General features: G+C 60.1%; 24 protein-coding genes. 20 read left to right on the top strand and 4 right to left on the bottom strand.

The features are described 5' to 3' along the window. Both DQ393_RS05740 and lpxB read left to right on the top strand, forming a co-directional pair. Positions 1–882 (top strand): LpxI family protein, encoded by an 882-nt coding sequence (locus DQ393_RS05740; protein WP_112340835.1) that lies wholly within the window; start codon positions 1–3, stop codon positions 880–882. Then, on the top strand, positions 879–2,060 hold the full coding sequence (lpxB, locus tag DQ393_RS05735; protein WP_112340834.1) for a lipid-A-disaccharide synthase: 1,182 nt from the start codon (positions 879–881) through the stop codon (positions 2,058–2,060). The genes DQ393_RS05740 and lpxB overlap by 4 nt, the downstream gene beginning before the upstream one ends. 27 nt (positions 2,061–2,087) lie before the next feature. On the opposite strand, the gene gltA is transcribed toward lpxB, so the two are convergent. After that, a complete protein-coding gene (gene gltA, locus DQ393_RS05730) occupies positions 2,088–3,377 on the bottom strand; it encodes a citrate synthase (RefSeq protein ID WP_112340833.1) in 1,290 nt (429 codons plus the stop codon). A gap of 281 nt (positions 3,378–3,658) precedes the next feature. Here gltA and DQ393_RS05725 point away from each other — a divergent pair, with 281 nt between their 5' ends. Continuing rightward, on the top strand, positions 3,659–6,157 hold the full coding sequence (locus tag DQ393_RS05725; RefSeq protein ID WP_348627995.1) for a ComEC/Rec2 family competence protein: 2,499 nt from the start codon (positions 3,659–3,661) through the stop codon (positions 6,155–6,157). Here DQ393_RS05725 and lexA read toward each other — a convergent pair. Beyond that, entirely contained in the window at positions 6,138–6,860 is a 723-nt protein-coding gene (gene lexA, locus DQ393_RS05720; RefSeq protein WP_112341060.1) for a transcriptional repressor LexA, read from the bottom strand. The two genes, DQ393_RS05725 and lexA, sit on opposite strands and share 20 nt — an antisense overlap. A gap of 426 nt (positions 6,861–7,286) precedes the next feature. On the opposite strand from lexA, the gene DQ393_RS05715 reads away from it, so the two are divergent. The 14 genes from DQ393_RS05715 (at position 7,287) to DQ393_RS05650 (ending at position 19,949) form a co-directional block, all read left to right on the top strand. Continuing rightward, positions 7,287–8,174, top strand: coding sequence for a VOC family protein (locus DQ393_RS05715; protein WP_112340832.1), 888 nt, complete (start codon positions 7,287–7,289; stop codon positions 8,172–8,174). Beyond that, positions 8,171–9,010 carry a 3-deoxy-8-phosphooctulonate synthase gene (gene kdsA, locus DQ393_RS05710; protein ID WP_112340831.1) on the top strand — a complete coding sequence of 280 codons (840 nt, stop codon included), beginning with the start codon at positions 8,171–8,173 and terminating at the stop codon, positions 9,008–9,010. Before DQ393_RS05715 ends, kdsA begins: the two co-directional genes overlap by 4 nt. A 149-nt stretch (positions 9,011–9,159) precedes the next feature. Continuing rightward, a complete protein-coding gene (gene eno / locus DQ393_RS05705) occupies positions 9,160–10,434 on the top strand; it encodes a phosphopyruvate hydratase (protein WP_112340830.1) in 1,275 nt (424 codons plus the stop codon). Between the two features lie 222 nt (positions 10,435–10,656). Continuing rightward, positions 10,657–10,968 carry an FtsB family cell division protein gene (locus tag DQ393_RS05700; protein ID WP_112340829.1) on the top strand — a complete coding sequence of 104 codons (312 nt, stop codon included), beginning with the start codon at positions 10,657–10,659 and terminating at the stop codon, positions 10,966–10,968. Between the two features lie 157 nt (positions 10,969–11,125). After that, positions 11,126–12,169 carry a pyruvate dehydrogenase (acetyl-transferring) E1 component subunit alpha gene (gene pdhA, locus DQ393_RS05695; RefSeq protein ID WP_095434818.1) on the top strand — a complete coding sequence of 348 codons (1,044 nt, stop codon included), beginning with the start codon at positions 11,126–11,128 and terminating at the stop codon, positions 12,167–12,169. Between the two features lie 16 nt (positions 12,170–12,185). Continuing rightward, entirely contained in the window at positions 12,186–13,568 is a 1,383-nt protein-coding gene (locus tag DQ393_RS05690; RefSeq protein WP_112340828.1) for a pyruvate dehydrogenase complex E1 component subunit beta, read from the top strand. A gap of 15 nt (positions 13,569–13,583) precedes the next feature. Then, entirely contained in the window at positions 13,584–14,945 is a 1,362-nt protein-coding gene (locus DQ393_RS05685; protein WP_112340827.1) for a pyruvate dehydrogenase complex dihydrolipoamide acetyltransferase, read from the top strand. Positions 14,946–14,969: 24 nt separating this feature from the next. Then, positions 14,970–15,611, top strand: a complete 642-nt coding sequence (locus DQ393_RS05680; protein ID WP_112340826.1) for an SGNH/GDSL hydrolase family protein — start codon at positions 14,970–14,972, stop codon at positions 15,609–15,611. 52 nt (positions 15,612–15,663) lie between these two features. Then, positions 15,664–17,109, top strand: a complete 1,446-nt coding sequence (lpdA, locus tag DQ393_RS05675; protein ID WP_112340825.1) for a dihydrolipoyl dehydrogenase — start codon at positions 15,664–15,666, stop codon at positions 17,107–17,109. A 55-nt stretch (positions 17,110–17,164) separates the two neighbouring features. Further along, positions 17,165–17,419: a GlsB/YeaQ/YmgE family stress response membrane protein gene (locus tag DQ393_RS05670; RefSeq protein WP_112340824.1), complete on the top strand. Its 255-nt coding sequence runs from the start codon at positions 17,165–17,167 to the stop codon at positions 17,417–17,419. Positions 17,420–17,488: 69 nt separating this feature from the next. Then, positions 17,489–17,737, top strand: a complete 249-nt coding sequence (locus DQ393_RS05665) for a GlsB/YeaQ/YmgE family stress response membrane protein (protein ID WP_092715509.1) — start codon at positions 17,489–17,491, stop codon at positions 17,735–17,737. Between the two features lie 36 nt (positions 17,738–17,773). After that, positions 17,774–18,745, top strand: a complete 972-nt coding sequence (lipA, locus tag DQ393_RS05660) for a lipoyl synthase (protein ID WP_112340823.1) — start codon at positions 17,774–17,776, stop codon at positions 18,743–18,745. A 199-nt stretch (positions 18,746–18,944) separates the two neighbouring features. Continuing rightward, entirely contained in the window at positions 18,945–19,493 is a 549-nt protein-coding gene (locus tag DQ393_RS05655) for an AAA family ATPase (protein ID WP_432421984.1), read from the top strand. A gap of 9 nt (positions 19,494–19,502) precedes the next feature. Then, entirely contained in the window at positions 19,503–19,949 is a 447-nt protein-coding gene (locus DQ393_RS05650) for a type II toxin-antitoxin system RatA family toxin (protein ID WP_112340821.1), read from the top strand. 12 nt (positions 19,950–19,961) lie between these two features. Here DQ393_RS05650 and DQ393_RS05645 read toward each other — a convergent pair whose 3' ends face one another. Further along, a complete protein-coding gene (locus tag DQ393_RS05645) occupies positions 19,962–20,456 on the bottom strand; it encodes a CinA family protein (RefSeq protein ID WP_210260771.1) in 495 nt (164 codons plus the stop codon). Beyond that, positions 20,456–21,676: a bifunctional 2-C-methyl-D-erythritol 4-phosphate cytidylyltransferase/2-C-methyl-D-erythritol 2,4-cyclodiphosphate synthase gene (locus DQ393_RS05640; RefSeq protein ID WP_112340820.1), complete on the bottom strand. Its 1,221-nt coding sequence runs from the start codon at positions 21,674–21,676 to the stop codon at positions 20,456–20,458. The genes DQ393_RS05645 and DQ393_RS05640 overlap by 1 nt, the downstream gene beginning before the upstream one ends. Before the next feature lie 223 nt (positions 21,677–21,899). On the opposite strand from DQ393_RS05640, the gene dusB reads away from it, so the two are divergent. Genes dusB through ntrC form a run of 3 tightly spaced genes read left to right on the top strand, consistent with a single transcriptional unit; the run spans position 21,900 to position 25,533 of the window. Next, positions 21,900–22,925, top strand: a complete 1,026-nt coding sequence (gene dusB / locus DQ393_RS05635) for a tRNA dihydrouridine synthase DusB (RefSeq protein WP_181592288.1) — start codon at positions 21,900–21,902, stop codon at positions 22,923–22,925. After that, positions 22,922–24,085: a two-component system sensor histidine kinase NtrB gene (locus tag DQ393_RS05630; RefSeq protein WP_112340818.1), complete on the top strand. Its 1,164-nt coding sequence runs from the start codon at positions 22,922–22,924 to the stop codon at positions 24,083–24,085. Before dusB ends, DQ393_RS05630 begins: the two co-directional genes overlap by 4 nt. After that, a complete protein-coding gene (ntrC, locus tag DQ393_RS05625; RefSeq protein ID WP_112340817.1) occupies positions 24,082–25,533 on the top strand; it encodes a nitrogen regulation protein NR(I) in 1,452 nt (483 codons plus the stop codon). Before DQ393_RS05630 ends, ntrC begins: the two co-directional genes overlap by 4 nt. Positions 25,534–25,708: the final 175 nt, after the last annotated feature.

Below are 25,708 nucleotides of genomic sequence, written 5' to 3'. Positions count from 1 at the left end.
GTGGTTTCGGCCGGCCAAAACGGCAAAGGCAGGCTGGCGATTATCGCAGGCAGCGGCCTTCTGCCGGTTTATGTTGCCGACGCCGCCCGCCAGGCCGGTGAAAATCCCGTTATCATCGCTTTGACGGATGAGGCGGACCGGGACTGGTCGGCCTTTGATCACGCCAATCTCGGTGTCGGCAATTTTGCGGGCCTGGAGGCTATGTTCCGCCGCCACGGCGTGGATCGCGTCGTCATGTCCGGCGGTGTCGCGCGCCGGCCATCCTGGCGGCAGGTGCATCCGACTTGGCGCGTCATCAAGGAATTGCCCTCGACCATACGCACGCTTCTGTCAGGTGGTGATAACGCCGTATTGCAGATGGTCATTCGCCTGATCGAGGCGGGCGGCGTTCGTGTCGTCGGTGCGCACGAGATCGCACCCGATCTACTGGCGACGACTGGACCTCTTGGAAAATTCTCTCCATCGGACGAGGATCTGCGCGACATCGCTCAAGGTGCCAAGGCGGCCGATGCGCTGGGGTTGCTCGATGTCGGGCAGGGCTCGGTCAGCGTCGGCGGTCGCGTCGTTGCGCTCGAGGGGGCCGAAGGCACGGACAAGATGATCGAGCGGGTTGCCGAGCTGCGCGCAGCGGGACGCATTTCGACGCGTCGACGCGGCGTACTCGTCAAGCTCTGCAAGCCGCAGCAGGATGTCCGAGCCGACCTGCCATCCATCGGCGTATCCACTGTGTCGAATGCCAAGAAGGCTGGTCTTGCCGGAGTTGCCATCGAAGCCGGCAGAGCGCTGATCCTCGACCGGCAGGCTGTGATTGCCGCCGCCGACGAAGCCGGCATTTTTGTCTGCGGCATCGACCGAGGCCTGAGCGCGGAGGGCTTCATGTGAGCGGTGCACCTTTGAAGCTTGCCGTCGTTGCCGGCGAGGTCTCCGGCGATCTGCTGGGGGGAGATCTCGTTGCGGCCCTGAAGCGGCGTTACGACGGGCCGATCGAGTTGATTGGCGTCGGCGGCGAGGCGTTGGAAGCGCAGGGCCTGCGCTCGCTCTTCGATTATTCCGAACTCTCGATCATGGGGTTCATTCAGGTCATCAAGCGTCTGCCGAAGCTGATTGCCCGTATCCGGCAGACGGCCGAAGCCATCATTGCCGCAAAGCCCGATGTTCTTGTGATCATCGATAGCCCCGATTTCACCCATCGCGTCGCAAAGAAGGTGCGCAAAGCTCTGCCCGGTCTTCCGATCGTTGATTATGTCTGCCCCAGCGTCTGGGCGTGGAAGGAATATCGAGCGCAGAAGATGCTCGCCTATGTCGATCATGTGCTGGCCGTGTTGCCGTTCGAGCCCGCCGCGATGCAGCGCCTGGGCGGCCCGGCCACGACCTATGTCGGCCACCGTCTGACTGTGGATGCCGATCTGTTGGAGACGCGTCGTCTGCGTGCATTGCGCGGTCTCGCCAGCGCCGATACGCAAAAAACGATCCTGTTGCTGCCCGGATCGCGTGCATCGGAGATCCGGCAGCTTCTTCCGGTTTTTGAGCGGGCTACTGAAGAACTTAGCCGGCGAAACGATAATGTTCGTTTTCTGTTGCCGACTGTACCGCGGCAGGAAGCTTTGGTGCGCGCTCTTGTCGGAAATTGGCAGGTCAAGCCGGATATCGTCGTCGGCCAAGATGCCAAATGGAGCGCTTTTGCTAAGGCTGATGCCGCCATGGCAGCCTCCGGCACCGTGATTCTGGAACTGGGACTTGCCGGTGTTCCCGTGGTGTCGACCTACAAAACGGAATGGCTGGCGAAGTTTGTGCTCTCGCGCATCAAGATATGGACGGCGGCCTTGCCGAACCTGATCGCCGATTACGCTGTCCTGCCAGAGCTGATCAACGATGTTCTGCGGCCAGGAATGCTCGTTCGCTATATGGAGCGCCTGGCGAACGACACGCCGGAGCGCGCCGCGATGCTTGCGGGTTACGATCTCGTCTGGGAGCGAATGCAGACGCAGGAGCCCCCCGGCGATAAGGCGGCGCAGATCGTTCTGGATATGCTAGCCCATAAAAAAACCGGTCATCTCTGACCGGTTTTTTTGTTTCAATACCGAAGCTTAGCGCTTGGAAACAGGCACATATTCGCGCAGCGGTGCGCCGGTGTAGAGCTGCCGCGGACGGCCGATGCGCTGATGTGGATCCTCAATCATTTCGTTCCACTGAGCGATCCAGCCGACGGTGCGGGCGAGAGCGAACAGAACGGTGAACATGGTCGTGGGGAAGCCGAGAGCCTTCAGCGTGATGCCGGAGTAGAAGTCGACGTTCGGATAGAGCTTCTTCTCGATGAAATATTCATCCGTCAGAGCAATGCGTTCGAGCTCGATTGCGATGTCGAGCAACGGGTCGTCCTTGATGCCGAGCTCGCCCAGAACCTCATGCGCCGTCTTCTGCATGATCTTGGCGCGCGGATCGTAGTTCTTGTAGACGCGATGACCAAAGCCCATCAGGCGGAACGGATCGTTCTTGTCCTTGGCGCGGGCGATGAATTCCGGGATGCGGTCGACGGTGCCGATCTCATTCAGCATGTTCAGCGCGGCTTCGTTGGCGCCGCCGTGGGCCGGACCCCAGAGGCAGGCAATGCCTGCTGCAATGCAGGCGAACGGGTTGGCGCCGGAAGAGCCCGCCAGGCGAACCGTCGAGGTCGATGCGTTCTGCTCATGGTCGGCATGCAGGATGAAGATGCGGTCCATGGCGCGAGCGAGCACCGGATTGACGACATAGTCTTCGCACGGAACAGCAAAGCACATGCGCAGGAAGTTGGACGCATAGTCGAGATCGTTCTTCGGATAAACGAAGGGCTGGCCGATATGGTACTTGTAGGCCATGGCGGCGAGCGTCGGCATCTTGGCGATCATGCGCAGGCTTGCGACCATACGCTGGTGCGGATCGGTGATGTCGGTCGAGTCGTGATAGAAGGCCGAGAGCGCGCCGACGCAGCCGCACATGACGGCCATCGGATGGGCGTCGCGGCGGAAGCCGGTGAAGAAGCGCGACATCTGCTCATGCACCATCGTGTGGTGGGTCACGCGATAGTCGAAGTCCTTCTTCTGCGCCGTCGTCGGCAGCTCGCCGTAAAGCAGCAGGTAGCAGACTTCGAGGAAATCGCCATGTTCGGCCAGCTGATCGATTGGATAGCCGCGATGCAGCAGAACGCCTTCGTCGCCATCGATATAGGTGATGCTGGACTCGCACGATGCGGTCGAGGTGAAGCCAGGATCGTAAGTGAAAGTGGAGGTGTTCTTATAAAGGGCACCAATATCAATGACACTTGGGCCGATGGTTCCGGTCTTCACCGGCAAATCCACCGTCTTTTCACCCCAAGTTAGTTTCGCGCTTTGTTCCGTCATGCTGATCCTCCAAGATTTGGCGGGATTGACGCCATAAAAAGCGCCAAAAGGTTAAGCGACTACCGACTAGCTATATGATCCAGAGCCTAATGCCAAGTTATCCCATTGCCGAATTGTGCAATGCGGTATCAACTTTTGGGCACTGCGGTAGCGTCATTGACAAGGCTGCGCCGGGAAACCGGCTCCATTTCGTTTCTCTCATGCCGATTTCGGTTGAAATCACTGCATGGTGACGGCAAAAATCGCGCCAAAGCTGTAGTTTTGTATTGGGGCGGTGGCGAGTGCCTAATTTGGAGGCAACGGAGCAGCGGGAAGATGGCCGGGATGTCGCTGCGCCTTCGCAGCTTCGCCCTGCCGTTGCGACGATCATGCTTCGCACCAAGGTGCGGCAAGGAGAGCGGACGCAGGATCAGGCGCCGCTGGCTTCGCGTCTCCTTCTGGTCGCGGGCCGCATTGGAGGAAGCGTTGCCCGACTGGTCGAAGAGGAGGCGACACACGGCCGCGCCATCCTTTTCGCGTCGATCTATATGGGCCTTGGTGCCATCTTCTGGTTCAAGGCTAGTAGCGATCCGCCTCCGCAAGCCGTGCTGGCGGGCCTCTGTGTCTTTGCCGCCAGCTTCGCGCTCCGGCGGGAAGCGGGTAGGCTGTCTCGCCACCTGCTTTTCGCCGGCATGCTTATTTGCCTCGGCATGGCGCTGGCGCAATGGGAAAGTTGGCGGGTTTCCACTGTGATGCTCGACTCGGCGGTGACGACGACCGTCACCGGCCGCGTCGAGCGGCGCGAATCCTATGACAATGGAGGCTGGCGCTATGTCGTCCGGGTCGAGACGACGGAAAAGCCTACGATTCGCCGTTCGCCGGAACGGGTCACGATCTTCATACGCAAGCAGGCGAAGCCGTTCGATCTCGGCGATCGCATCCAGGGCAAGGCGCGTCTGACACCGCCGTCCGGGCCTGCTCTGCCTGACCTCAATGATTTCGCCTTCAGTTCCTATTTCAATGGAATCGGTGCGAACGGTTTCGCCTATGGCAACCCGACCTTATTGTCTCCATCCGGTGATGGCGTTGCAGATTCGCCGCTGGATAAGGCCGATATCTGGCTCGCCGGCCTGCGCAACGGCATCGGAGACAGGATCCGGGAAACCTTGCCGGGAGATACGGGCGCCTTTGCGGCAGCACTTGTCACCGATGAGAGACGTGCGATCTCCAAGGATACGACCGAGTCGCTGCGAATTGCCGGTCTCACTCACATCATCGCAATTTCAGGGCTGAACATGGCGCTGTCGGCCGGCATCTTCTATGTCGGCCTGCGCTATCTGTTCAGCTTGTTTCCGGGAGTTGCTCAGGCCTGGCCGACCAAGAAGTTCGCGGCCTTCGGCGCGCTTTTGACGGTAACGGCCTATTACCTGATTTCCGGCTTCGGCGTATCCGCCGAACGCGCTTTCATCATGATGGCGATCATGCTGGTGGCCGTACTTTTCGATCGGCCGTCGCTCAGCCTTCGCAATGTCGCGCTATCCGCCATCGTCATCCTCATTCTGTCGCCGTCGCAGGTGCTCGGCCCAAGCTTCCAGATGTCGTATGCAGCGACGCTGGCGTTGGTGTCGGGCTATTCGCTGTGGAAACGACGGCCGCACCGCGAAAACATCCTCTCGCGGATCCGTCTGATAAGCCCGCTGCTCTTCGTGTCGCGCTTCTTCGGTGGCGTGTTGTCGACCTCGTTCATCGGCGGTGCGTCGACGGCCATCTTTTCGATCGAGCATTTTCACCGGCTTGCGACATACGGTCTCGCCGCCCACCTTGCGGCCATGCCGGTCGTCTCCTTCATTGTCATGCCGTTCGGCATGGCCGCAATGCTGCTGATGCCTCTCGGCCTGGACGGGCCGTTTTGGAAAGTCACCGGCGAGGGACTGGAACTAGTCATCCTGATCGCCAAAACAGTGGCCGGTTGGGGAGGCGACATCACCTTCGGCCGCCAACCCGGCTGGCTGATGCCGACCTTCATTGCCGGCTTTCTGACCATGACCGTGCTGCGGACCCGGCTTCGCCATTTAGGCTTGCTGTTGCTGCTTTCATCCATCGGCGTGGCGGCATTCGGCTCAGGTGTGCCGAAGCCGGATCTGATGATTTCCGAAGATGGTGTCTTGGTTGCATTGCGCCAGGATAATATACTTGGCACAAATCGCGAAAGGCCGCAGGCCTTCATTTTCGAACAATGGCAGAAGGCGCTGGTCGCAACCGAACATCAGCCACCCACCATGCTCCCCGCTGATGACCGGCTTCCGCAGATCAATAAGACGACCGATCGCCGCCGCCGGTTAAGCAGGGAAGAGCAAAATGCAGTCCGCAAGGCGATGGAGGAGGCTCTGGATCGGACAATGCAGGGAAGTTTCGCCTGTCAGAAGGGCGCATGGTGCGTGGCGATGCTCGACAACGGCGCCATGTTGGTCACCATCGAAAATGCCGCCTATCTGCCGCCGGCTTGCGATACCGCAAACATCGTCGTCACGCCGATCCGGCTACGACTTGATCATTGCCGTTCCGGCGCAATGCTCATAACCGGTGCGACATTGCGCAAAACCGGGTCCATCGAAATGACGCTCACAGCCGATAAGCCCATTGTCTCTGCCGCTTTCGAAAACCCTCAGCGGCCATGGACCAGGCACCGAACCTATGATTGGCGCACCGGCAAATTCGGTACACCACCTGCGCAGATATCACCCGTCAATGATAGTCCAACTGTTGGTGATAACTCGTCTGTTAATGATAGCGCCGAATAAGCCCTACAAGCTTGCCCTGGACCTTGACGCGATCCGGCCCGAAGATACGGGTTTCATAGGCTGGATTGGCGGCTTCCAATGCGATGGAAGCGCCCTTGCGGCGGAATCGCTTCAGCGTTGCCTCTTCGTCGTCGACGAGCGCAACGACGATATCACCGGGATTGGCTGTCGTCGAATTGCGGATGATGACCGTGTCGCCATCGAAAATTCCGGCGTCGATCATCGAATCGCCCCTGACCTCCAGCGCATAATGCTCGCCGGAGCCGAGCATATCGGCGGGGACGGTAATGTCGTGCGTGTTGTTCTGAATGGCGGAAATCGGAACACCGGCGGCGATGCGCCCCATGACCGGTACCGATACGGAACTATTGTGGTCTTCGTTGGCAACCTTTGCCGGGGCTGGAGGCGCAACCGGCTGGGGTTTGCCGAGGCTGCCCTCGATAATGCTCGGTGAAAAGCCGCGTCGTGGCTGCAGGCTTGAATTATAGGCCTCCGGCAGCTTGATGACTTCGAGTGCCCGCGCCCGATTGGGCAGGCGGCGAATGAAGCCGCGTTCCTCGAGCGCGGTGATCAGACGGTGAATGCCGGATTTGGATGCCAGATCCAGTGCGTCCTTCATTTCGTCGAAAGATGGCGGGACACCGGATTCCTTCATTCGCTCGTGAATGAAGAGAAGCAGTTCCTGCTGCTTGCGCGTCAACATCGTCTTGGAACCCCAAATCAAGAAAATCGTCGTGAAACAAATCCAGAACGGACACTATATGTTCCATATGTGTTCTGCAAGTGCTTAAATTTCGGTAAAGCTTCGCGGAGCCTGTCAAATAATTACCGTCATCGAATGGATCGCTTGAAATTCCTTGCGAATTATATCCGCGCTAATTCATCGATAAATATGAGAAATGCCGATTTGTTCGCCTTATGGACGATTCATCTCAATCCTGCTCTGCTCGTGTGCGGATGAAGACGGCGACTGGCACATAACCCCGACCGCAGTTGAGAATCAGTGCGCTCGGGTTGCCGCAGTTGCGTCCGGCCCACGTTCTCCTGCGCTTTCACGGGCTTGGCTTTCGGCTTGAATTGAGCATTGTATGAGCGCAAGTCTGCTTTTGCAGGCAAACAAGGGAGGACCATGACTTTGTCGCCGCATCCGCTGGATCATCTCGTGCTGCCGACCGTCAACATCGCTCTGGCGCGGGAGCGCCTGGGCAAGCTTGGCTTCACGGTCGCACCGGATGCGCGCCACCCCTTCGGCACTGAAAATGCCTGTGTGTTCCTTGCCGACAAGACCTATCTCGAACCGTTGGGCGTGGCGTCGCAGGAGCAATGCGAGACGAGTATTGCCGACGGGAATGTCTTTGTTGCGCGCGACCAGGCCTATCGCTTCCGCGTTGCCGAGGATGGTTTTTCGGCCCTGGTATTCGGCACGGACGATGCTGTCGGCGATGATGGGCGTTTCAAGGCGGCCGGGATTTCGGCTGGACCCATGCTGGATTTCTCCCGGCCGATGAAGATGCCGGATGGAACGGAAACCACGGCCGGTTTTCGCCTCGCATTTGCGGCGGATCTGCGTGCGCCGGATTTCCTGGCCTTCTGCTGCCAGCGCATCAATCCGCTACCGGCCGATCGCAGCGTGCTCGAGCGCCACAAAAACGGGGTGACCGGCATTGCGCGGGTGGCGCTTTCCGCGCTGAAACCGGCGGTGTATCGCAGCTTTTTCGAAGAGGTCGTTGGCGGTCCGCGAATCTCGGAGCATTCCTTTGGCCTGACGATCAAGGCGGCCAATGTCGATGTCGAAGTTTTGACGCCGGAAGGAATGGAAGCATTCTACGATTTGCCGGTCCATACCAGCGATCCCGGGCTGCGCGCACGCGCAATCCTTTTCAAAACGCGCGATCTTTCCGTGACATCGTCGCATTTCGCTGCTAACGGCGTCACCTACACGCGTAAGAACAATCGTATACTGGCAAGGCTGGCGCCCGGACAGGGCGCATTGTTCGCTTTCGAGGAGATAGCATGACCACGAATTCCGAAGTCACCGTCGGTGAGGGTGCCTCCAAGGTCCTCTTTTCCAACAGCGCCAAGCTGTCGCTGATTGCCGGCCCCTGCCAGATGGAAAGCCGAGACCACGCTTTCATGGTTGCCGGCGTCCTGAAGGAACTCTGCGGCAAGCTCGGCATCGGCCTTGTCTACAAGTCGTCCTTCGACAAGGCCAACCGTACGTCACTGTCGGGCAAGCGCGGCATCGGCCTGGAAAAGGCGCTGGAGGTCTTTGCCGACCTCAAGAAGGAATATGGCTTTCCGGTTTTGACCGACATCCACACGGAAGAGCAGTGCGCCATCGTTTCCAAGACGGTCGATATCCTGCAGATCCCGGCCTTCCTGTCGCGCCAGACCGATCTTCTTGTTGCCGCGGCCAAGACCGGCCGTGTCGTCAACGTCAAGAAGGGGCAGTTCCTTGCGCCCTGGGACATGAAGAATGTGCTTGCCAAGCTCAATGAGAGCGGCAATCCGAACATTCTTCTCTGCGAGCGCGGGGCTTCCTTTGGTTACAACACGCTGGTCTCGGATATGCGCTCGCTGCCGATCATGGCAGCGATGGGCGCACCCGTCATCTTCGATGCGACCCATTCCGTACAGCAGCCTGGCGGGCAGGGCGGTTCGACTGGGGGCGACCGCCGCTTTGTCGAGACACTGGCGCGCGCTGCAGTCGCCGTCGGCGTCGCAGGTATTTTTGTCGAGACGCATGAGGACCCGGACAATGCGCCCTCGGACGGCCCGAACATGGTCTATCTGAAGGATATGCCGCGGCTTCTGGAGAAGCTGCTGGCCTTTGACGCCGTGGCCAAGGCTTAAGAAGTATCGGGCATTCAACAGGCTGACATGAATTTGCTTTACGCGGCCTGCAGGAGTGCCAAATCGCGGCGCGGATCGCCATTGTAATTTCCGCGCCTTCGATTAAGACGATTTAAATCGATTTATAAACCAGCGAGCAGGAAGCTATCATGACCGCAATCACCGACATTATCGCCCGCGAGATTCTCGACAGCCGTGGCAATCCGACTGTCGAAGTCGATGTCTACCTCGAAGACGGCAGTATGGGCCGCGCGGCGGTTCCGTCGGGCGCGTCGACCGGCGCGCATGAAGCCGTCGAGCTTCGCGATGGCGGCAAGCGCTACCACGGCAAGGGTGTCGAGAAGGCAGTCGAAGCCGTCAATTCGGAAATCTTCGACGCGATCGGCGGCATGGATGCCGAAAACCAGATTCAGCTCGACAACATCATGATCGAACTCGACGGCACGCCGAACAAGTCGCGCCTCGGTGCCAACGCCATCCTCGGAGTCTCGCTCGCCGTCGCCAAGGCTGCCGCCCAGAGCGCCAACCTGCCGCTCTACCGCTATGTCGGCGGCGCTCATGCCCGCCTGCTGCCCGTTCCGATGATGAACATCATCAACGGCGGCGCTCATGCCGACAACCCGATCGACTTCCAGGAATTCATGATCCTGCCGATCGGCGCAGACTCGATCCGCGAAGCCGTCCGCATGGGTTCGGAAGTCTTCCATGTTCTGAAGAAGGAACTGGCATCGCAGGGCCACAACACCAATGTCGGCGACGAAGGTGGTTTCGCGCCAGGCCTCTCCAGCGCCCCGGCAGCCCTCGACTTCATCATGAAGTCCATCGAAAAGGCCGGCTATAAGCCGGGCGACGAAATCGCTCTCGGCCTCGATTGCGCCTCAACCGAATTCTTCAAGGACGGCAAGTACGTTCTCGAAGGCGAAGGCCGCACGCTGGAATCCGGCGCCATGGCCGAATACCTCGCAGAACTCGCAGCGAAGTACCCGATCGTTTCGATCGAAGACGGCATGGCTGAAGACGACTGGGAAGGCTGGAAGACGCTGACCGACCTGATTGGCAAGAAGACCCAGCTCGTCGGCGACGACCTGTTCGTCACCAACTCCGCCCGCCTGCGCGACGGTATCCGCATGGGCGTTGCCAACTCGATCCTCGTCAAGGTCAACCAGATCGGCTCGCTGACCGAAACTCTCGACGCCGTCGAAACCGCGCATAAGGCCAACTACACGGCCGTGATGTCGCACCGCTCGGGCGAAACGGAAGATTCCACCATCGCCGATCTCGCCGTTGCCACCAACTGCGGTCAGATCAAGACCGGCTCGCTGTCGCGCTCCGACCGTCTTGCCAAGTACAACCAGCTCATCCGCATCGAGGAAGCGCTTGGCCCTCAGGCAAAGTATGCCGGCCGCTCCATCCTGCGCGGCTGATGCCTGATCCGCGCGGTCCGCGTGGGTCTGCGACGAGATTATTCGCTGAAATCGAACCGCGCTCCCGGGCGCGGTTTTTTGTTGGACCGCGTAGTTAGAGTCAACGGACGGTTAATCTCTGCCGGTTACATTAGCGCTAGGTGTTTGATTTAATGTGATCTTGTCCGAGCCCACATTGGCTTTGGAGCGGGATCGCCTAAAGCCAGAGCGTTTCGAGCGAGTATGTGGACAAAGTATCATAAGAAGAGAAAGTTCGGGCGTTTCATCCTTCCCGCCATCACCATCGCCTTTGTGAGCTATTTCGGTTATCATTGTATCCATGGTGACTACGGCTTGAAGGCGACTGAAGTATTCGAGCAGCGCCGCGTCGACCGCGCCAAGGAATTGGCGGAACTGGTCGCCAAGCGCGAACACCTTGAGAAGGAGGTCACGCTCTTGAGCGACGGCTCCCTGGATAAGGACATGCTCGACCAATATGCGCGCTATCAGCTGACCTATTCCAAGGCGAACGAGATCGTTATCTTCAACAAATAGCCGTAATTAACCGAATTTCGGTTAATCGACTTTTTTCAATTAATATCAATAACTTGCGAAGAATATGAGCCATGCAATTATAGCATTGCTGTGGCGAACAATCTTGCCTATGTTACGCCTCACCACAAAACGAGGCTACTCACACAGGGAGGGTTGAATGGCGCCGCGAAAAAACGCGACCGTTTCCAGCCGCAAAACAGCATCAAGGCCTGCCAAGGAAACCAATGGCGGCCCGATCGCCGATTTCGATCGCGATGCGGAGCTCAAGGCTTACCGTGAGATGCTCTTGATCCGCCGCTTCGAAGAGAAGGCCGGCCAGCTTTACGGCATGGGCTTCATCGGCGGCTTCTGTCACCTTTACATCGGCCAGGAAGCTGTCGTCGTCGGCATGCAGATGGCGCTGAAGGATGGCGACCAGGTCATCACCGGCTATCGCGACCACGGCCATATGCTGGCGACCGGCATGAGCGCACGTGGCGTCATGGCCGAGCTCACCGGACGCCAGGGCGGCTATTCCCGAGGGAAGGGCGGCTCCATGCACATGTTCTCCAAGGAAAAGAATTTCTACGGCGGCCACGGCATCGTCGGCGCCCAGGTCTCGCTCGGCACCGGTCTCGGCTTTGCCAATTGGTACCGCGGCAATGACAATGTCAGCGTCGCCTATTTCGGTGACGGCGCCGCCAACCAGGGCCAGGTCTACGAAAGCTTCAACATGGCGCAGCTCTGGAAGCTGCCCGTGATCTTCGTGATCGAAAACAACCGCTACGCCATGGGCACCTCGACGGCTCGCGCTACCGCGCAGGCCGATTTCTCCAAGCGCGGTGCGTCCTTCGGCATTCCCGGCATTCAGGTCGACGGCATGGACGTCCGCGCCGTCAAGGCCGCAGCTGACGAAGCCGTTGCGCATTGCCGCTCCGGCAAGGGGCCGATCATCCTGGAAATGCTGACCTACCGTTACCGTGGTCACTCCATGTCCGACCCGGCGAAGTACCGCTCCAAGGACGAAGTGCAGAAGATGCGCTCCGAGCACGACCCGATCGAGCAGGTCCGTGTTCGCCTGCTCGAAAAGGGCTGGGCGACCGAAGACGATCTGAAGGATATCGACAAGGATGTCCGCGACATCGTCGCAGACAGCGCCGATTTCGCCCAGAACGATCCTGAGCCGGATGCCTCCGAGCTCTACACCGACATTCTGCTCTAAATCGGGGAGGGACACTATGCCCATCGACATTCTCATGCCCGCCCTTTCTCCGACGATGGAAGAGGGTACCCTTTCGAAATGGCTCAAGAAGGAAGGCGACAAGGTCGTTTCCGGTGACGTCATTGCCGAGATCGAAACCGACAAGGCCACCATGGAAGTGGAAGCCGTCGACGAAGGCACGATCGGCAAGCTGCTGATCGACGCCGGCACCGAAGGCGTCAAGGTCAACACCAAGATCGCCATCCTGTTGCAGGACGGCGAATCTGCAGACGCCATTTCGTCCGCCAAGGCTGCGCCCGCTGCCGAGCCGGCAAAGACCGAAGCTCCTGCCGCCGCTCCGGCGCCGGTCGCTGCACCGGTTCCGGCCCAGCCGAAGGCCGCCGCTCCTGTCGATCCGGAAATTCCGGCCGGTACGGAGATGGTATCGATGACGGTGCGTGAAGCACTGCGCGACGCCATGGCCGAAGAAATGCGCGCCAACCCGGACGTCTTCGTCATGGGTGAGGAAGTGGCCGAATATCAGGGAGCCTACAAGGTAACCCAGGGCCTGCTGCAGGAATTCGGCGCACGCCGCGTGATCGATACCCCGATCACCGAGCATGGTTTTGCCGGTATCGGCGTCGGTGCCGCGATGGCCGGTCTTCGCCCGATCGTCGAGTTCATGACCTTCAACTTCGCCATGCAGGCGATCGATCAGATCATCAACTCCGCCGCCAAGACGCTCTATATGTCCGGTGGCCAGATGGGCGCTCCGATCGTTTTCCGCGGCCCGAACGGCGCGGCAGCGCGCGTCGGCGCTCAGCATAGCCAGGACTATGCGGCCTGGTATAGCCACATTCCGGGCCTCAAGGTCGTCATGCCCTACACGGCAGCCGACGCCAAGGGCCTGCTCAAGGCTGCCATCCGCGATCCGAACCCGGTCATCTTCCTTGAGAACGAAATCCTCTACGGTCAGCACTTCGATGTGCCGAAGCTGGATAATTTCGTTCTGCCGATCGGCAAGGCCCGCATCCACCGTCCGGGCAAGGACGTCACGGTCGTCTCCTTCGGCATCGGCATGACCTATGCTACCAAGGCCGTTGCAGAGCTGGAAGCCCAGGGCATCGATGTCGAACTCATCGACCTGCGCACGATCCGTCCGATGGATCTGCCGACGATCATCGAATCGGTCAAGAAGACCGGCCGCCTGGTCACCGTCGAGGAAGGCTATCCGCAGTCCTCCGTCGGCACGGAAATCGCCACCCGCGTCATGCAGCAGGCCTTCGACTATCTCGATGCGCCGATCCTGACGATCGCCGGCAAGGACGTACCCATGCCATACGCCGCCAACCTCGAAAAGCTGGCGCTCCCGAGCGTCGCCGAAGTGGTCGATGCGGTGAAGGCCGTTTGCTACAAGTAAGGGGAGGGCTCATCGATGCCTATCAACATCACCATGCCTGCCCTCTCGCCGACCATGGAAGAGGGCAACCTCGCCAAGTGGCTGGTCAAGGAAGGCGACAAGATCAAGTCCGGCGATGTCATCGCCGAGATCGAGACTGACAAGGCAACGATGGAAGTCGAGGCTGTCGATGAGGGCACCGTCGCCAAGATCGTCGTTCCCGCTGGTACCGAAGGCGTGAAGGTCAATGCCCTGATCGCCGTGCTTGCCGCCGATGGCGAAGATGTCGCTGCGGCAGCTTCCGGCGCTGGCGCCGCTGCTGCTCCGGCTGCGAAGGAAGCCCCGAAGGTGGAAGCAGCACCTGCTGCTGCCCCGGCTCCGGCAAGCGTTTCTGCTCCTGCCGCACCCGCCCCAGCTCCCGCCGCATCGGCTCCGGCAGCGAGCGACGGTCATCGTACCTTCGCTTCGCCGCTCGCTCGCCGTCTTGCCAAGGAAGCCGGCATCGATGTGACTGCGGTTTCCGGCACCGGCCCGCATGGCCGAGTGGTCAAGAAGGACATCGAAGCTGCTGTTTCCGGCGGCACAGCCAAGGCTGCTCCCGCGGCAACCCCGGCTGCTCAGCCGGCAGCAGCCGCTGTTCCGGCCGCACCGAAGGGCATCTCCGACGACGCCGTCCTCAAGCTGTTCGAGCAGGGTTCCTACGAGCTCGTACCGCATGACGGCATGCGCAAGACCATCGCCAAGCGCCTGCAGGAATCCAAGCAGACGATCCCGCACTTCTACGTCTCGGTCGATTGCGAACTCGACGCGCTGCTGGCACTCCGCACGCAGCTCAACGATTCCGCTCCGAAGTCGAAGGACGGCGTGCCTGCCTACAAGCTTTCGGTCAACGACATGGTCATCAAGGCCCTGGCGCTGGCATTGCGCGATGTTCCGGATGCCAACGTCTCCTGGACTGACAGCGCCATGGTCAAGCACAAGCATGCCGATGTTGGCGTTGCCGTGTCCATTCCGGGCGGCCTGATTACGCCGATCATCCGCAGCGCCGAGCAGAAGACACTCTCCACCATCTCCAACGAGATGAAGGACTACGGCAAGCGCGCCAAGGAGCGCAAGCTGAAGCCCGAGGAGTATCAGGGTGGTACGACTGCGGTGTCGAACATGGGCATGATGGGCGTCAAGAACTTCGCCGCCGTCGTCAACCCGCCGCATGCGACCATCCTGGCCGTCGGCGCCGGCGAACAGCGCGTCATCGTCAAGAAGGGCGAAATGGTGATTGCCAACGTGATGACCGTCACGCTGTCGACCGATCACCGCGCCGTCGACGGTGCGCTCGGCGCCGAGCTCCTGGCAGCCTTCAAGGGCTACATCGAAAATCCGATGGGGATGCTCGTCTGAGCTTTGGCAACACGGAGGGCATGAATGACCAAGACTGTTCTGTGTTACGGCGACTCGCTGACATGGGGCTACAGTGCCGAAACGGTCGGCCGTCATGCCTATGAAGATCGGTGGCCGAGTGTCTTGCAAAAGGCGCTCGGCAACCAGGTTCGCGTGATCCCGGAAGGATTGAACGGCCGCACGACGGCGTTTGACGATCATCTCGCCGATTGCGACCGCAATGGCGCGAGAATCCTGCCGACGATCCTGCAGACCCACAATCCCCTTGATCTCGTGATCATCATGCTCGGCACCAACGACATGAAACCGGTCGTCGCCGGCTCGGCCTTTGCCGCTCTGCAGGGCATCAGCCGCTTGGTCCAGCTGGTGCGCAATCATGCTTGGGGGTTCGACTATGAGGTGCCCGACATTCTCATTGCCGCCCCGCCGGCGATTACCGAGACGGCGAATGCCGCCTTTGCTGCGAGTTATCTCGGCGCGGTCAATGAATCGAGCAAGCTGCCGACGCTTTACAGCGATTTGGCGGATGAACTCGGATGCGGATTCTTCGATGCCAATACGGTCGCCGTCACCACGCCGCTCGATGGCGTTCATCTCGATGCGGAAAACACCCGGGCGCTCGGTCGCGGCCTCGAGCCGATCGTGCGGATGATGCTCGGTCTCTGATAGATTCAAGGCGTCGGCTTCGATCCGCCGCCACCAATAAGGCAGGAAACACATGGCTGAGAATTACGACGTCATTATCATCGGCTCCGGTCCGGGCGGTTATGTCGCTGCCGTGCGCGCTGGCCAGCTTGGCCTGAAGACCGCGATCGTCGAGCGTGAGCACCTGGGCGGCATCTGCCTCAACTGGGGCTGCATTCCCACGAAGGCGCTGCTCCGTTCGGCCGAAATTCTCGATCATTCCAACCATCTGAAGGATTACGGTCTCGTTCTGGAAGGCAAGGTGAGCGCGGATGTGAAGGCGGTGGTTGCCCGCTCGCGCGGCGTTTCCGCCCGTTTGAACACCGGCGTCGGTTTCCTGATGAAGAAGAACAAGGTCGACGTAATCTGGGGCGAAGCCAAGATCACCAAACCAGGCGAAATCGTCGTCAGCAAGTCGACCAAGCCGGTCGTCGAGCCGCAGCATCCGGTGCCGAAGAACGTCAAGGGCGAGGGCACCTATACCGCCAAGCATATCATCGTCGCGACCGGCGCCCGTCCGCGCGCTCTGCCTGGCATCGAGCCGGACGGCAAACTGATCTGGACCTATTTCGAAGCGCTGAAGCCGGATTTCCTGCCGAAGTCGCTGCTCGTCATGGGCTCGGGCGCGATCGGCATCGAATTCGCGAGCTTCTATCGCTCCATGGGCGTCGACGTCACCGTCGTCGAAGTCATGCCGACTATCATGCCGGTCGAAGATGCCGAAATCTCCGGCATCGCTCGCAAGCAGCTGGAAAAGCGCGGCCTGAAGATCTTCACCAAGGCCAAGGTCACGAAGGTCGATAAGGCTGCCAACAGCATCACCGCCCATGTCGAAACCGAAGACGGCAAGGTTCAGCAGATCGTTGCCGATCGTATGATCTCGGCCGTGGGCGTTCAGGGCAATATCGAGAATCTCGGCCTCGAGGCGCTCGGCGTCAAGACCGATCGCGGCTGCGTCGTCATCGACGGCTACGGCAAGACCAATGTCCCCGGCATCTATGCGATCGGCGATGTCGCCGGCCCGCCTATGCTGGCGCACAAGGCCGAACACGAAGGCGTCGTCTGCATCGAGAAGATCGCCGGCCTGCCGAACGTTCATCCGACTGACAAGAGCAAGGTTCCGGGCTGCACCTATTGCCAGCCGCAGGTCGCTTCCGTCGGCCTGACCGAAGCCAAGGCCAGGGAGCTCGGCCGCGATATCCGCGTCGGCCGCTTCTCCTTCGTTGCCAACGGCAAGGCGATCGCGCTCGGTGAGGATCAGGGTCTCTGCAAGGTCATCTTCGACAAGAAGACCGGCGAACTGCTTGGCGCGCATATGGTCGGCGCCGAAGTGACCGAACTCATCCAGGGCTTCGTCGTAGCCATGAATCTGGAAACGACGGAAGAAGAACTGATGCATACGATCTTCCCGCATCCGACCGTATCGGAAACGATGAAGGAAGCCGTGCTGGATGCCTACGGCCGGGTGCTGAACGCTTGATAATTTCCTGCCATGCCCTTTATCCAGAGGGTGGAAAACAGGAAAGGAAATCAACATGTCTATCACGACGGAAGGTTGGATCGTCTTTCTTCTCATCGGCCTGGTCGCGGGTTTCCTCGCGAGCCTGATCGTTGGAGGCGGCGGACTCATCAGTTGCCTGGTGAGCGGCGTGATCGGCGCTTTCGTGGGCGGTTTCCTGTTTCATTATTTCGGGATATCGCTCGGTATTGAAAATGCGCTTGTCGTGGAGATCATCCATGCCACGGTCGGCGCGATCATCGTGGTGCTGTTGGCGAGATTGATCGCTTAGAGCATCATCATTAAGACGCAAGGCGACGCCCGGAAGAACTGTCTTGAAGGGCGCCCGAACGAGGGTTTGATGGAAAGCGTAGGTTGGCTGGGTCTGATCATCATCGGCGGTCTTGCGGGCTGGCTCGCTGGCAAGCTGATGGATGCACGTTACGGCATCATCCTGAACATCATCCTCGGCATTGCCGGCTCGGTTGTTGCTGCGGGGCTTCTGGTCGCTCTGCATGTCGGCGTTCCCGGCGGCCGGCTTGGCTTTTTCATCACCGGTTTCATCGGTGCATGCATTCTGATATTCCTCGCCAAATTCGCTCGGCGATGAAGGGCCGCATTTCAAGCGGCGGAAAGTAGACGTTCCATGGTCACCATTCTCGACACGATCAACCCGGACGCCAAGCGCGTGCGACACCCGGAAAAGGCGCATCGGCCGGATACGGAAGTCATGCGCAAGCCGGACTGGATCCGCGTGAAGGCGCCGACATCGAAGGGTTATGCCGAAACCCGTTCGATCGTGAAGGAGCACAAGCTCGTCACGGTCTGCGAGGAGGCCGGTTGCCCGAATATCGGCGAGTGCTGGGACAAGAAGCACGCCACCTTTATGATCATGGGCGAAATCTGTACCCGTGCCTGCGCCTTCTGCAATGTCGCGACCGGCAAGCCGAATGCGCTCGACATGGCGGAGCCGGAAAATGTCGCCAAGGCCGTCAAGCAGATGGGCCTCAGCCACGTGGTTATCACCTCGGTCGACCGCGACGATCTGGAAGATGGCGGCGCTGAGCATTTCGAGAAGGTGATTTGGGCGATCCGCGCCGCTTCGCCCTCGACCACGATCGAGATCCTGACGCCGGACTTCCTGAAGAAGCCGGGCGCTTTGGAGCGTGTCGTTGCCGCCAAGCCCGACGTCTTCAACCACAATCTGGAAACCGTGCCCGGCAATTACCTGACGGTTCGTCCCGGCGCGCGCTACTTCCACTCCGTCCGCCTGCTGCAGCGGGTCAAGGAACTGGATCCGACCATGTTCACCAAGTCGGGCATCATGGTCGGCCTCGGCGAGGAGCGCAACGAAGTGCTGCAGCTGATGGACGACCTGCGCACCGCAGACGTCGACTTCCTGACCATCGGCCAGTATCTGCAGCCGACGCGCAAACATCATCAGGTGATGAGCTTCGTCACGCCGGAAGAGTTCAAGTCCTACGAAACCGTGGCCTACACCAAGGGCTTCCTGATGGTCGCTTCCAGCCCGCTGACACGCTCGTCGCATCATGCCGGCGACGATTTCGCGCGGCTGCGTGCTGCCCGCGAGAAGAAGGTTCTACTGGCGGCGGAATAAGCCCAGCCGGATGAATTTGCCTTTGACCGAACCGCGGCGATTGCGCCGCGGTTTTTCGTTGTTCCGTCATTTATTTGTCATCGACGCGGCCTAGGGAACACGCCGCCGTTTGTCAGCGGTATCGGCACTTTCGATTCGATTATGGAGCTGTACCGTGGAGCAGATCGTCGCGCCACATGCGCTTGTCCGTTCCGTCGATATAGATGAGGCAGCTCGCATCCTCGAAAAGGCAGGCCGAATCCTCGTCATCGGCTGCTCCGGCGGCGGCAAGTCGACCCTGTCGCAGAAGATTGCCGCCCGCTTTGGCCTTGCCTATGTGTCGATCGATCGTGATGTTTTGTGGCTGCCCGGCTGGGTTCAGCGCGACAAGGCGGAGCAGCGCGCCATCATCGTCACCAAGGTGCAGGGCGAGCGATGGATCATGGACGGGACCAATCCCTCGACATTCGACATACGCCTGCCGCGCACGGATTTGGTCATATGGGTGCGGATGCCCCGCGTGCTATGCATATGGGGCGCCGTTTCCCGCTGGCTCAAATGGATGGGTCGCACGCGACCGGAGATGGCGCCTGGCTGCATAGAGAAAGTCGATTGGGATTTCCTGCGCTTCATCTGGACATTTGAGGAGAAATTCACGCCCAGGGTCCTTGCCGGACTTGCCGAACACGGCCCTGATGTCCCGGTTTTGCAGCTGAAATCCCGCGGCGAAATGCGTCAGCTCCTTGATCTTCTCGGCCGTCCTGCTTAATTGCGGCTCATGCCTCAGTTTGAAACCCATCGCCCCGTTCCCCATTCGCCCGACCAGATGTTCGACCTCGTCGCCGACGTGGAGCGCTATCCCGAATTCCTGCCGCTTTGCGATGCGCTCACGGTCCGCAACCGCAAGGAGCGCGACGGCAAGACCTTGCTGATTGCCGATATGACCGTTGGCTATAAAGCGATCCGCGAGACCTTCACGACGCAGGTGCTGTTGAACAAGGCGGAGCGCGCGATCGATGTGAAATATATCGACGGGCCCTTCAAATATCTCGACAATCGCTGGCGCTTTACGCCGTCGGAAAACGGCGGTTGCAGCATTGATTTCTTCATCGACTATGAGTTCAAGAGCCGCATTCTCGGCGCTTTGATGGGGTCGATGTTCGATCGGGCCTTCCGCATGTTCACGGATGCCTTCGAGACGCGCGCGAGCAAGATATATGCTTGAAGCCGCGCCTGCTTATTGGCTGAGCGCGACAAGCATCTCCAGCGCGGTGTTCAACGTGGCGAGCCGGACCTTGTCGCGGCCGATATCGCCGTAACGCATTTCGTGATGGATCAGCATACCGCTCCGCGCCTTGGCGGCGAGGTGGACGAGCCCAACCGGTTTTTCTGCTGAGCCGCCGCCGGGGCCGGCAATACCGGTCACCGCTACGGCAAAATCGGCCCGGGAGCGGAAGAGGGCGCCATGCACCATCTGCAGCGCCGTTTCCTTTGATACGGCGCCGAATTGCGCCAGCGTCTGCTCCTGAACGCCGAGCATCTCCATCTTGGCGGTATTGGTATAGGTGACGAAGCCGCGATCGACCACCGCCGAAGAACCGGGGATTTCCGTCAACGCGCCGGCGATAAGCCCGCCGGTGCAGGATTCGGCCGTGGCGACCATCCAGCCTTTTGCCGTGAAATCCGTCACGATCCTTTGCGCCAGCGCGATAACTTCATCGGGAAAATGCATTATGCCTTGCCTCCGCGATAGACGACGGTCGCCGTCGCAATGGCTGCGATGCCTTCGCGGCGGCCGACAAAGCCGATCTTCTCGTTCGTCGTTGCCTTGACCGAGCAGCGATCGATGCTGATATCGAGAAACTCCGAAAGCCTGGCGCGCATCACGTCGCGATGCGGCCCGACTTTCGGCGCCTCTGCGATCAGCGAGACATCCGCGTTCATAATGGTGCCGCCGCGTTCGCGCACGATCTTTGCCGCATGTTCGATAAAGATGCGGGATGGTGCGCCTTTCCACTGGGGATCGGAGGGCGGAAAATGATCGCCGATATCGCCGGCGCCGCAGGTGGCCAGCAACGCATCCGTCAGGGCATGCAGGGCAACATCGGCATCTGAATGCCCCTTCAGCTTCTGATCATGCGCAATGAACACGCCGCACAGCGTCACGCCGTCGCCGGGTTCCAGCTGGTGCACGTCGTAGCCATTGCCGGTGCGCACGTCTGGCAGCAGGCCGGCACTCAGCTTTTCATCGGCCATGGCAATATCCCTCTTGATCGTCAGCTTCACATTGTCGGCGCTGCCGGTCACGAGCTTTACCGGCAGTCCGCGCCATTCCGCGATCGAGGCATCGTCGGTGAAATCGGTCCTGCCGCCGGAATCGGCCTTTTCATGGGCGGCAAGAATATCGGCAAGGCGAAAGGATTGCGGCGTCTGTGCGGCGTGAAGCCCGGCGCGGGAGACGGTTTCGACGACCAGTCCTTCTGCATTGCCGCGCTTCAGCGTATCGGTGACAGGCATGGCGGGCAATACCGCCGGTGCGCCATCCGCAAGTGCTGCGGCCACTCGGTCGAGCAGGTCATGGTCGAAGAAGGGACGCACGGCATCGTGGATCATCACATGCGTCACGCCGCTGTCTTTCAACGCACGCAATCCGGCAAGTACCGATTGTTGGCGCGTCGCGCCGCCGAAGGCGATCTCGACATCAGGCAGTCCTGCAACCTGCTCCAGCGCCGAGCGGAGCAGATTTTCATCGTCGCGATGGATGACGATGACGATCTTCGCTGCCTGCGGCCATGTCACGAATCTTTCAAGCGTATGCGCAATAACCGCTCTGCCGCCGATCGGGCGATATTGCTTGGGGCCTTCTTCCGGAGAGCCCGCCCGTTCACCGCGCCCGGCGGCAACGATCACGATTCCCACCGATAACGGTTGCGTTGGATGCATTTGCGTCATAACCCCCGAAGGATAAAAGGCTCGGTCCCTCGCATGGCCTTGAAAAGCACAGAGCTTTCTTTTGAACAAGCACATGCTAAATAGATCGCCAAACGGGACCCTGCTTCAGCAGGGTCTATCGCCTCGACGGAGTATTTTCCAGCATCTGCCCAAAAAATATCGGGATTCTTCAAACCCCCTTGGCAAACTTTCAAAGCGTGTCTAAAAATAGTGCAGATGTATAGTGTGCCCGAAAGATAATCATTTGCTGTCTTCCAAGCTTGCAGCCCCATTTTCCATCGGTTCCGTGCCTATCCGGAATCGTGTGATCCTGGCACCGATGTCGGGCGTGACCGATCTTCCTTTCCGGCAGCTCGCATTGCGTTATGGGGCGGGCTTGGTCGTCACGGAAATGGTCGCTAGCCGCGAGCTCGTGCAGAATACGGCTGAATCCTGGGCGCGTTTGAAAAGCGCGGGATTGAAGCCGCATATGGTGCAGCTTGCCGGTCGCGAGGGCCATTGGATGGCCGAAGCGGCGAAAATTGCCGCCGACAATGGTGCCGATATCATCGATATCAATATGGGATGTCCCGCCAAGAAGGTGATCGGCGGCTATTCCGGCTCGGCGCTGATGCGCGACCCGGACCACGCGCTGACATTGATCGAGGCGACGGTCCGGGCGGTGAACATTCCCGTGACACTCAAGATGCGGCTGGGCTGGGACGAGAATTCCATCAACGCGCCTCATATCGCCCGCCGGGCCGAAGAGGCCGGTGTCCAGCTCGTGACCATTCATGGCCGCACGCGCATGCAGTTCTATGAGGGCAGGGCGGATTGGGATGCGATCCGCGCCGTGCGCGATGCCATCACCATTCCGCTTGTCGCCAATGGCGATGTGGAAACGGAGGAAGACGCCGAGGAAATCCTGCGCCGCTCCGGTGCCGATGCCGTGATGATCGGCCGGGGCTGTCAGGGCCGCCCATGGCATGCAGGCGTATTGGCCGGTCACCGCGAGCCGAGCCGCCAGGAGATCGTCGAGATCGCACTCGAACATTATCGCATGATGCTGGAGTTTTATGGCGAAGCGGTCGGCATTCGCCATGCCCGCAAGCATCTCGCCTGGTATCTCGATCGCTATGCGCCGGCGACGGCAGGTGCCGACAAGGTGAAAATCATGACGTCGAAAGAGAGCGGCGAGGTGGCTGCATCCTTCCTTGCCGCGCTGCACGCCGGCGCCAATCTTGCCCAATGCGTTCAGGAGGCTGCATGACTTCGAAATCCAGCTCCAGCTCCGGCGCCGGTGACATCTCGGCCAACTCCGTGGCAATGGCGGTTCTCAACGCGATCCAGAATCCCGTCGTCATGGTCGACGAGGCCGGCTTGATTGCTTTCGCCAACTGGGAGGCGGAGGCCTTCTTTGGCGCAAGCGCGTCCCATCTGTCGCGCTACAAGATTTCGACCTTCATTCCCTTCGGCAGCCCTTTGTTGGCGTTGATCGATCAGGTGCGCGAGCGCCGCGCGCCTGTCAACGAGTATCGTGTCGACCTCAGTTCGCCGCGTTTGGGGCAGGACAAGCTGGTGGATATCTATGTTGCGCCGGTTTCCAGCGACCCGGGTTCCGTCGTGGTGGTGTTCCAGGAACGCTCCATGGCCGACAAGATCGACCGGCAGCTGACGCATCGCGCCGCCGCCCGTTCGGTCACCGGCCTTGCCTCCATGCTGGCGCATGAGATCAAGAACCCGCTGTCGGGCATTCGCGGCGCCGCTCAGCTGCTCGAACAGTCGGTCGAGGACGATGATCGCGCGCTGACGCGCCTCATCTGCGACGAGACGGACCGCATCGTTTCGCTGGTCGACCGCATGGAGGTTTTCTCCGACGAGCGGCCCGTCGATCGTGTCCCCGTCAACATCCACTCTGTGCTCGATCATGTGAAGGCTGTCGCCAAGGCGGGCTTTGCCCGCAACATCAAGATCTCAGAGAATTACGATCCGTCGCTGCCGGCGGTCTTCGCAAACCGGGATCAGCTCGTGCAGGTCTTCCTCAATCTGGTGAAGAATGCCGCTGAAGCGGTTGGCGACCGTCAGGATGGCGAGATCATGCTGACGACGGCCTATCGCCCCGGCATCCGGCTTTCGGTCGCCGGCACACGCGAAAAAATCTCGCTGCCGCTGGAATTCTGCGTCATCGACAACGGCCCGGGCGTACCGGCCGATCTCGTGCCGCATCTCTTTGATCCGTTCATCACCACGAAGACGAATGGAACCGGCCTCGGCCTTGCGCTGGTCGCCAAGATCATCGGCGACCATGGCGGCATTGTCGAATGCGACAGCCAGAACCATCGTACCACTTTCCGCGTTTTGATGCCCGCCTCCAAGGGCATTACCCCAGAAGATGCCCCCCTTCCGAACTCTACAGGGACTACTCGATGACAGCCACGATCCTTGTCGCCGATGACGATGCGGCCATCCGCACCGTGCTCAACCAGGCTCTGAGCCGCGCGGGTTACGATGTGCGCATTACATCCAACGCCGCCACGCTCTGGCGTTGGGTCTCGGCCGGCGAAGGCGACCTCGTCGTAACCGACGTCGTCATGCCTGATGAAAACGCATTCGATCTATTGCCGCGTATCAAGAAGGCGAGGCCGGATCTGCCCGTGCTCGTCATGAGCGCGCAGAATACCTTCATGACGGCAATCAAGGCGTCCGAAAAGGGCGCTTACGATTATCTTCCGAAGCCGTTCGACCTGACGGAGCTGATCGCGATCGTCGGCCGTGCCCTGTCCGAACCGAAGCGCAAGCCGGCAAAGCTTGACGACGACATGCAGGACGGCATGCCGCTTGTGGGGCGTTCAGCCGCGATGCAGGAAATCTATCGCGTGCTCGCGCGCCTGATGCAGACCGATCTCACGCTGATGATCACCGGCGAATCCGGCACCGGCAAGGAGCTGGTGGCGCGCGCCCTGCATGATTACGGCAAGCGCCGCAATGGGCCTTTCGTTGCCATCAACATGGCTGCGATCCCGCGCGATCTGATCGAATCCGAACTGTTCGGTCATGAGAAGGGCGCTTTCACCGGTGCTCAGACCCGCTCGACCGGCCGTTTCGAGCAGGCGGAAGGCGGTACGCTGTTTCTCGACGAAATCGGCGATATGCCGATGGATGCGCAGACACGCCTGCTGCGTGTGCTGCAGCAGGGCGAATATACGACCGTCGGCGGCCGCACGCCGATCCGCACCGATGTCCGCATCGTCGCGGCCACCAACAAGGACCTGAAGCAGGCGATCAATCAGGGCCTGTTCCGCGAGGACCTCTATTATCGTCTCAACGTCGTGCCGTTGCGCCTGCCGCCGCTGCGCGACCGCGCCGAGGATATTCCGGATCTCGTGCGCCATTTCGTGCAGCAGGCCGAGAAGGAGGGGCTGGGTTCCAAGCGCTTCGACCAGGAAGCGCTCGAACTGATGAAGGCCTATCCCTGGCCGGGCAATGTTCGCGAACTGGAAAACCTCATTCGCCGGCTGATGGCGCTCTATCCGCAGGATGTTATCACCAAGGAAATCATCGACGCGGAACTGCGGGCCGACGTGCCCGACAGCCCGATCGAAAAAGGCCCGGTCCGCACCGGCTCCATGACCATCGCCCAGGCGGTGGAGGAAAACATGCGGACCTATTTCGCCGGTTTCGGCGACAATCTGCCGCCGCCCGGCCTTTACGACCGCGTGCTGACAGAAATGGAATATCCGCTGATTCTCGCGGCCTTGACCGCGACGCGCGGCAACCAGATCAAGGCCGCCGATCTTTTGGGCCTCAACCGCAATACGTTGCGTAAAAAGATCAGAGAACTGGGAGTTTCGGTTTACAGAAGCTCCCGAACGGCTTGACAATGCGATCAGATGCGTTGCATTTTCGCCACAATGCGTTGCTTAAAGGTCACGCAGTTGATTCGTCGTCTTTGCAGTGGCGATTCATTTGGCTTGCTCTTCGGAAAACGAAAGTTCGTCAGATTTTTCAGGTAGTTGCAAGGGTGATATGAAGTAAAGGTTTCGCTCCTATGCG

Origin of the sequence: Martinezella tropici (assembly GCF_003287875.1) — a bacterium.
GTDB lineage: Bacteria > Pseudomonadota > Alphaproteobacteria > Rhizobiales > Rhizobiaceae > Rhizobium > Rhizobium tropici_C.
Note: the sequence above shows the minus strand (reverse complement) of the source record. Positions and strands in the feature narration are given on the sequence as shown.

Bases quoted from the DNA above. Each gene is read 5' to 3' on its own strand.
- DQ393_RS05700 (WP_112340829.1), top strand. From the start codon at position 10,657: ATGTGGACAAAGTATCATAAGAAGAGAAAGTTCGGGCGTTTCATCCTT.
- DQ393_RS05630 (WP_112340818.1), top strand. From the start codon at position 22,922: ATGACTTCGAAATCCAGCTCCAGCTCCGGCGCCGGTGACATCTCGGCC.
- lpdA (WP_112340825.1), top strand. From the start codon at position 15,664: ATGGCTGAGAATTACGACGTCATTATCATCGGCTCCGGTCCGGGCGGT.
- DQ393_RS05670 (WP_112340824.1), top strand. From the start codon at position 17,165: ATGTCTATCACGACGGAAGGTTGGATCGTCTTTCTTCTCATCGGCCTG.
- DQ393_RS05680 (WP_112340826.1), top strand. From the start codon at position 14,970: ATGACCAAGACTGTTCTGTGTTACGGCGACTCGCTGACATGGGGCTAC.
- eno (WP_112340830.1), top strand. From the start codon at position 9,160: ATGACCGCAATCACCGACATTATCGCCCGCGAGATTCTCGACAGCCGT.
- ntrC (WP_112340817.1), top strand. From the start codon at position 24,082: ATGACAGCCACGATCCTTGTCGCCGATGACGATGCGGCCATCCGCACC.
- lipA (WP_112340823.1), top strand. From the start codon at position 17,774: ATGGTCACCATTCTCGACACGATCAACCCGGACGCCAAGCGCGTGCGA.
- DQ393_RS05685 (WP_112340827.1), top strand. From the start codon at position 13,584: ATGCCTATCAACATCACCATGCCTGCCCTCTCGCCGACCATGGAAGAG.
- lexA (WP_112341060.1), bottom strand. From the start codon at position 6,860: ATGTTGACGCGCAAGCAGCAGGAACTGCTTCTCTTCATTCACGAGCGA.
- gltA (WP_112340833.1), bottom strand. From the start codon at position 3,377: ATGACGGAACAAAGCGCGAAACTAACTTGGGGTGAAAAGACGGTGGAT.
- kdsA (WP_112340831.1), top strand. From the start codon at position 8,171: ATGACCACGAATTCCGAAGTCACCGTCGGTGAGGGTGCCTCCAAGGTC.
- DQ393_RS05645 (WP_210260771.1), bottom strand. From the start codon at position 20,456: ATGCATTTTCCCGATGAAGTTATCGCGCTGGCGCAAAGGATCGTGACG.
- DQ393_RS05690 (WP_112340828.1), top strand. From the start codon at position 12,186: ATGCCCATCGACATTCTCATGCCCGCCCTTTCTCCGACGATGGAAGAG.
- DQ393_RS05650 (WP_112340821.1), top strand. From the start codon at position 19,503: ATGCCTCAGTTTGAAACCCATCGCCCCGTTCCCCATTCGCCCGACCAG.
- DQ393_RS05640 (WP_112340820.1), bottom strand. From the start codon at position 21,676: ATGACGCAAATGCATCCAACGCAACCGTTATCGGTGGGAATCGTGATC.
- DQ393_RS05665 (WP_092715509.1), top strand. From the start codon at position 17,489: ATGGAAAGCGTAGGTTGGCTGGGTCTGATCATCATCGGCGGTCTTGCG.
- DQ393_RS05715 (WP_112340832.1), top strand. From the start codon at position 7,287: ATGACTTTGTCGCCGCATCCGCTGGATCATCTCGTGCTGCCGACCGTC.
- pdhA (WP_095434818.1), top strand. From the start codon at position 11,126: ATGGCGCCGCGAAAAAACGCGACCGTTTCCAGCCGCAAAACAGCATCA.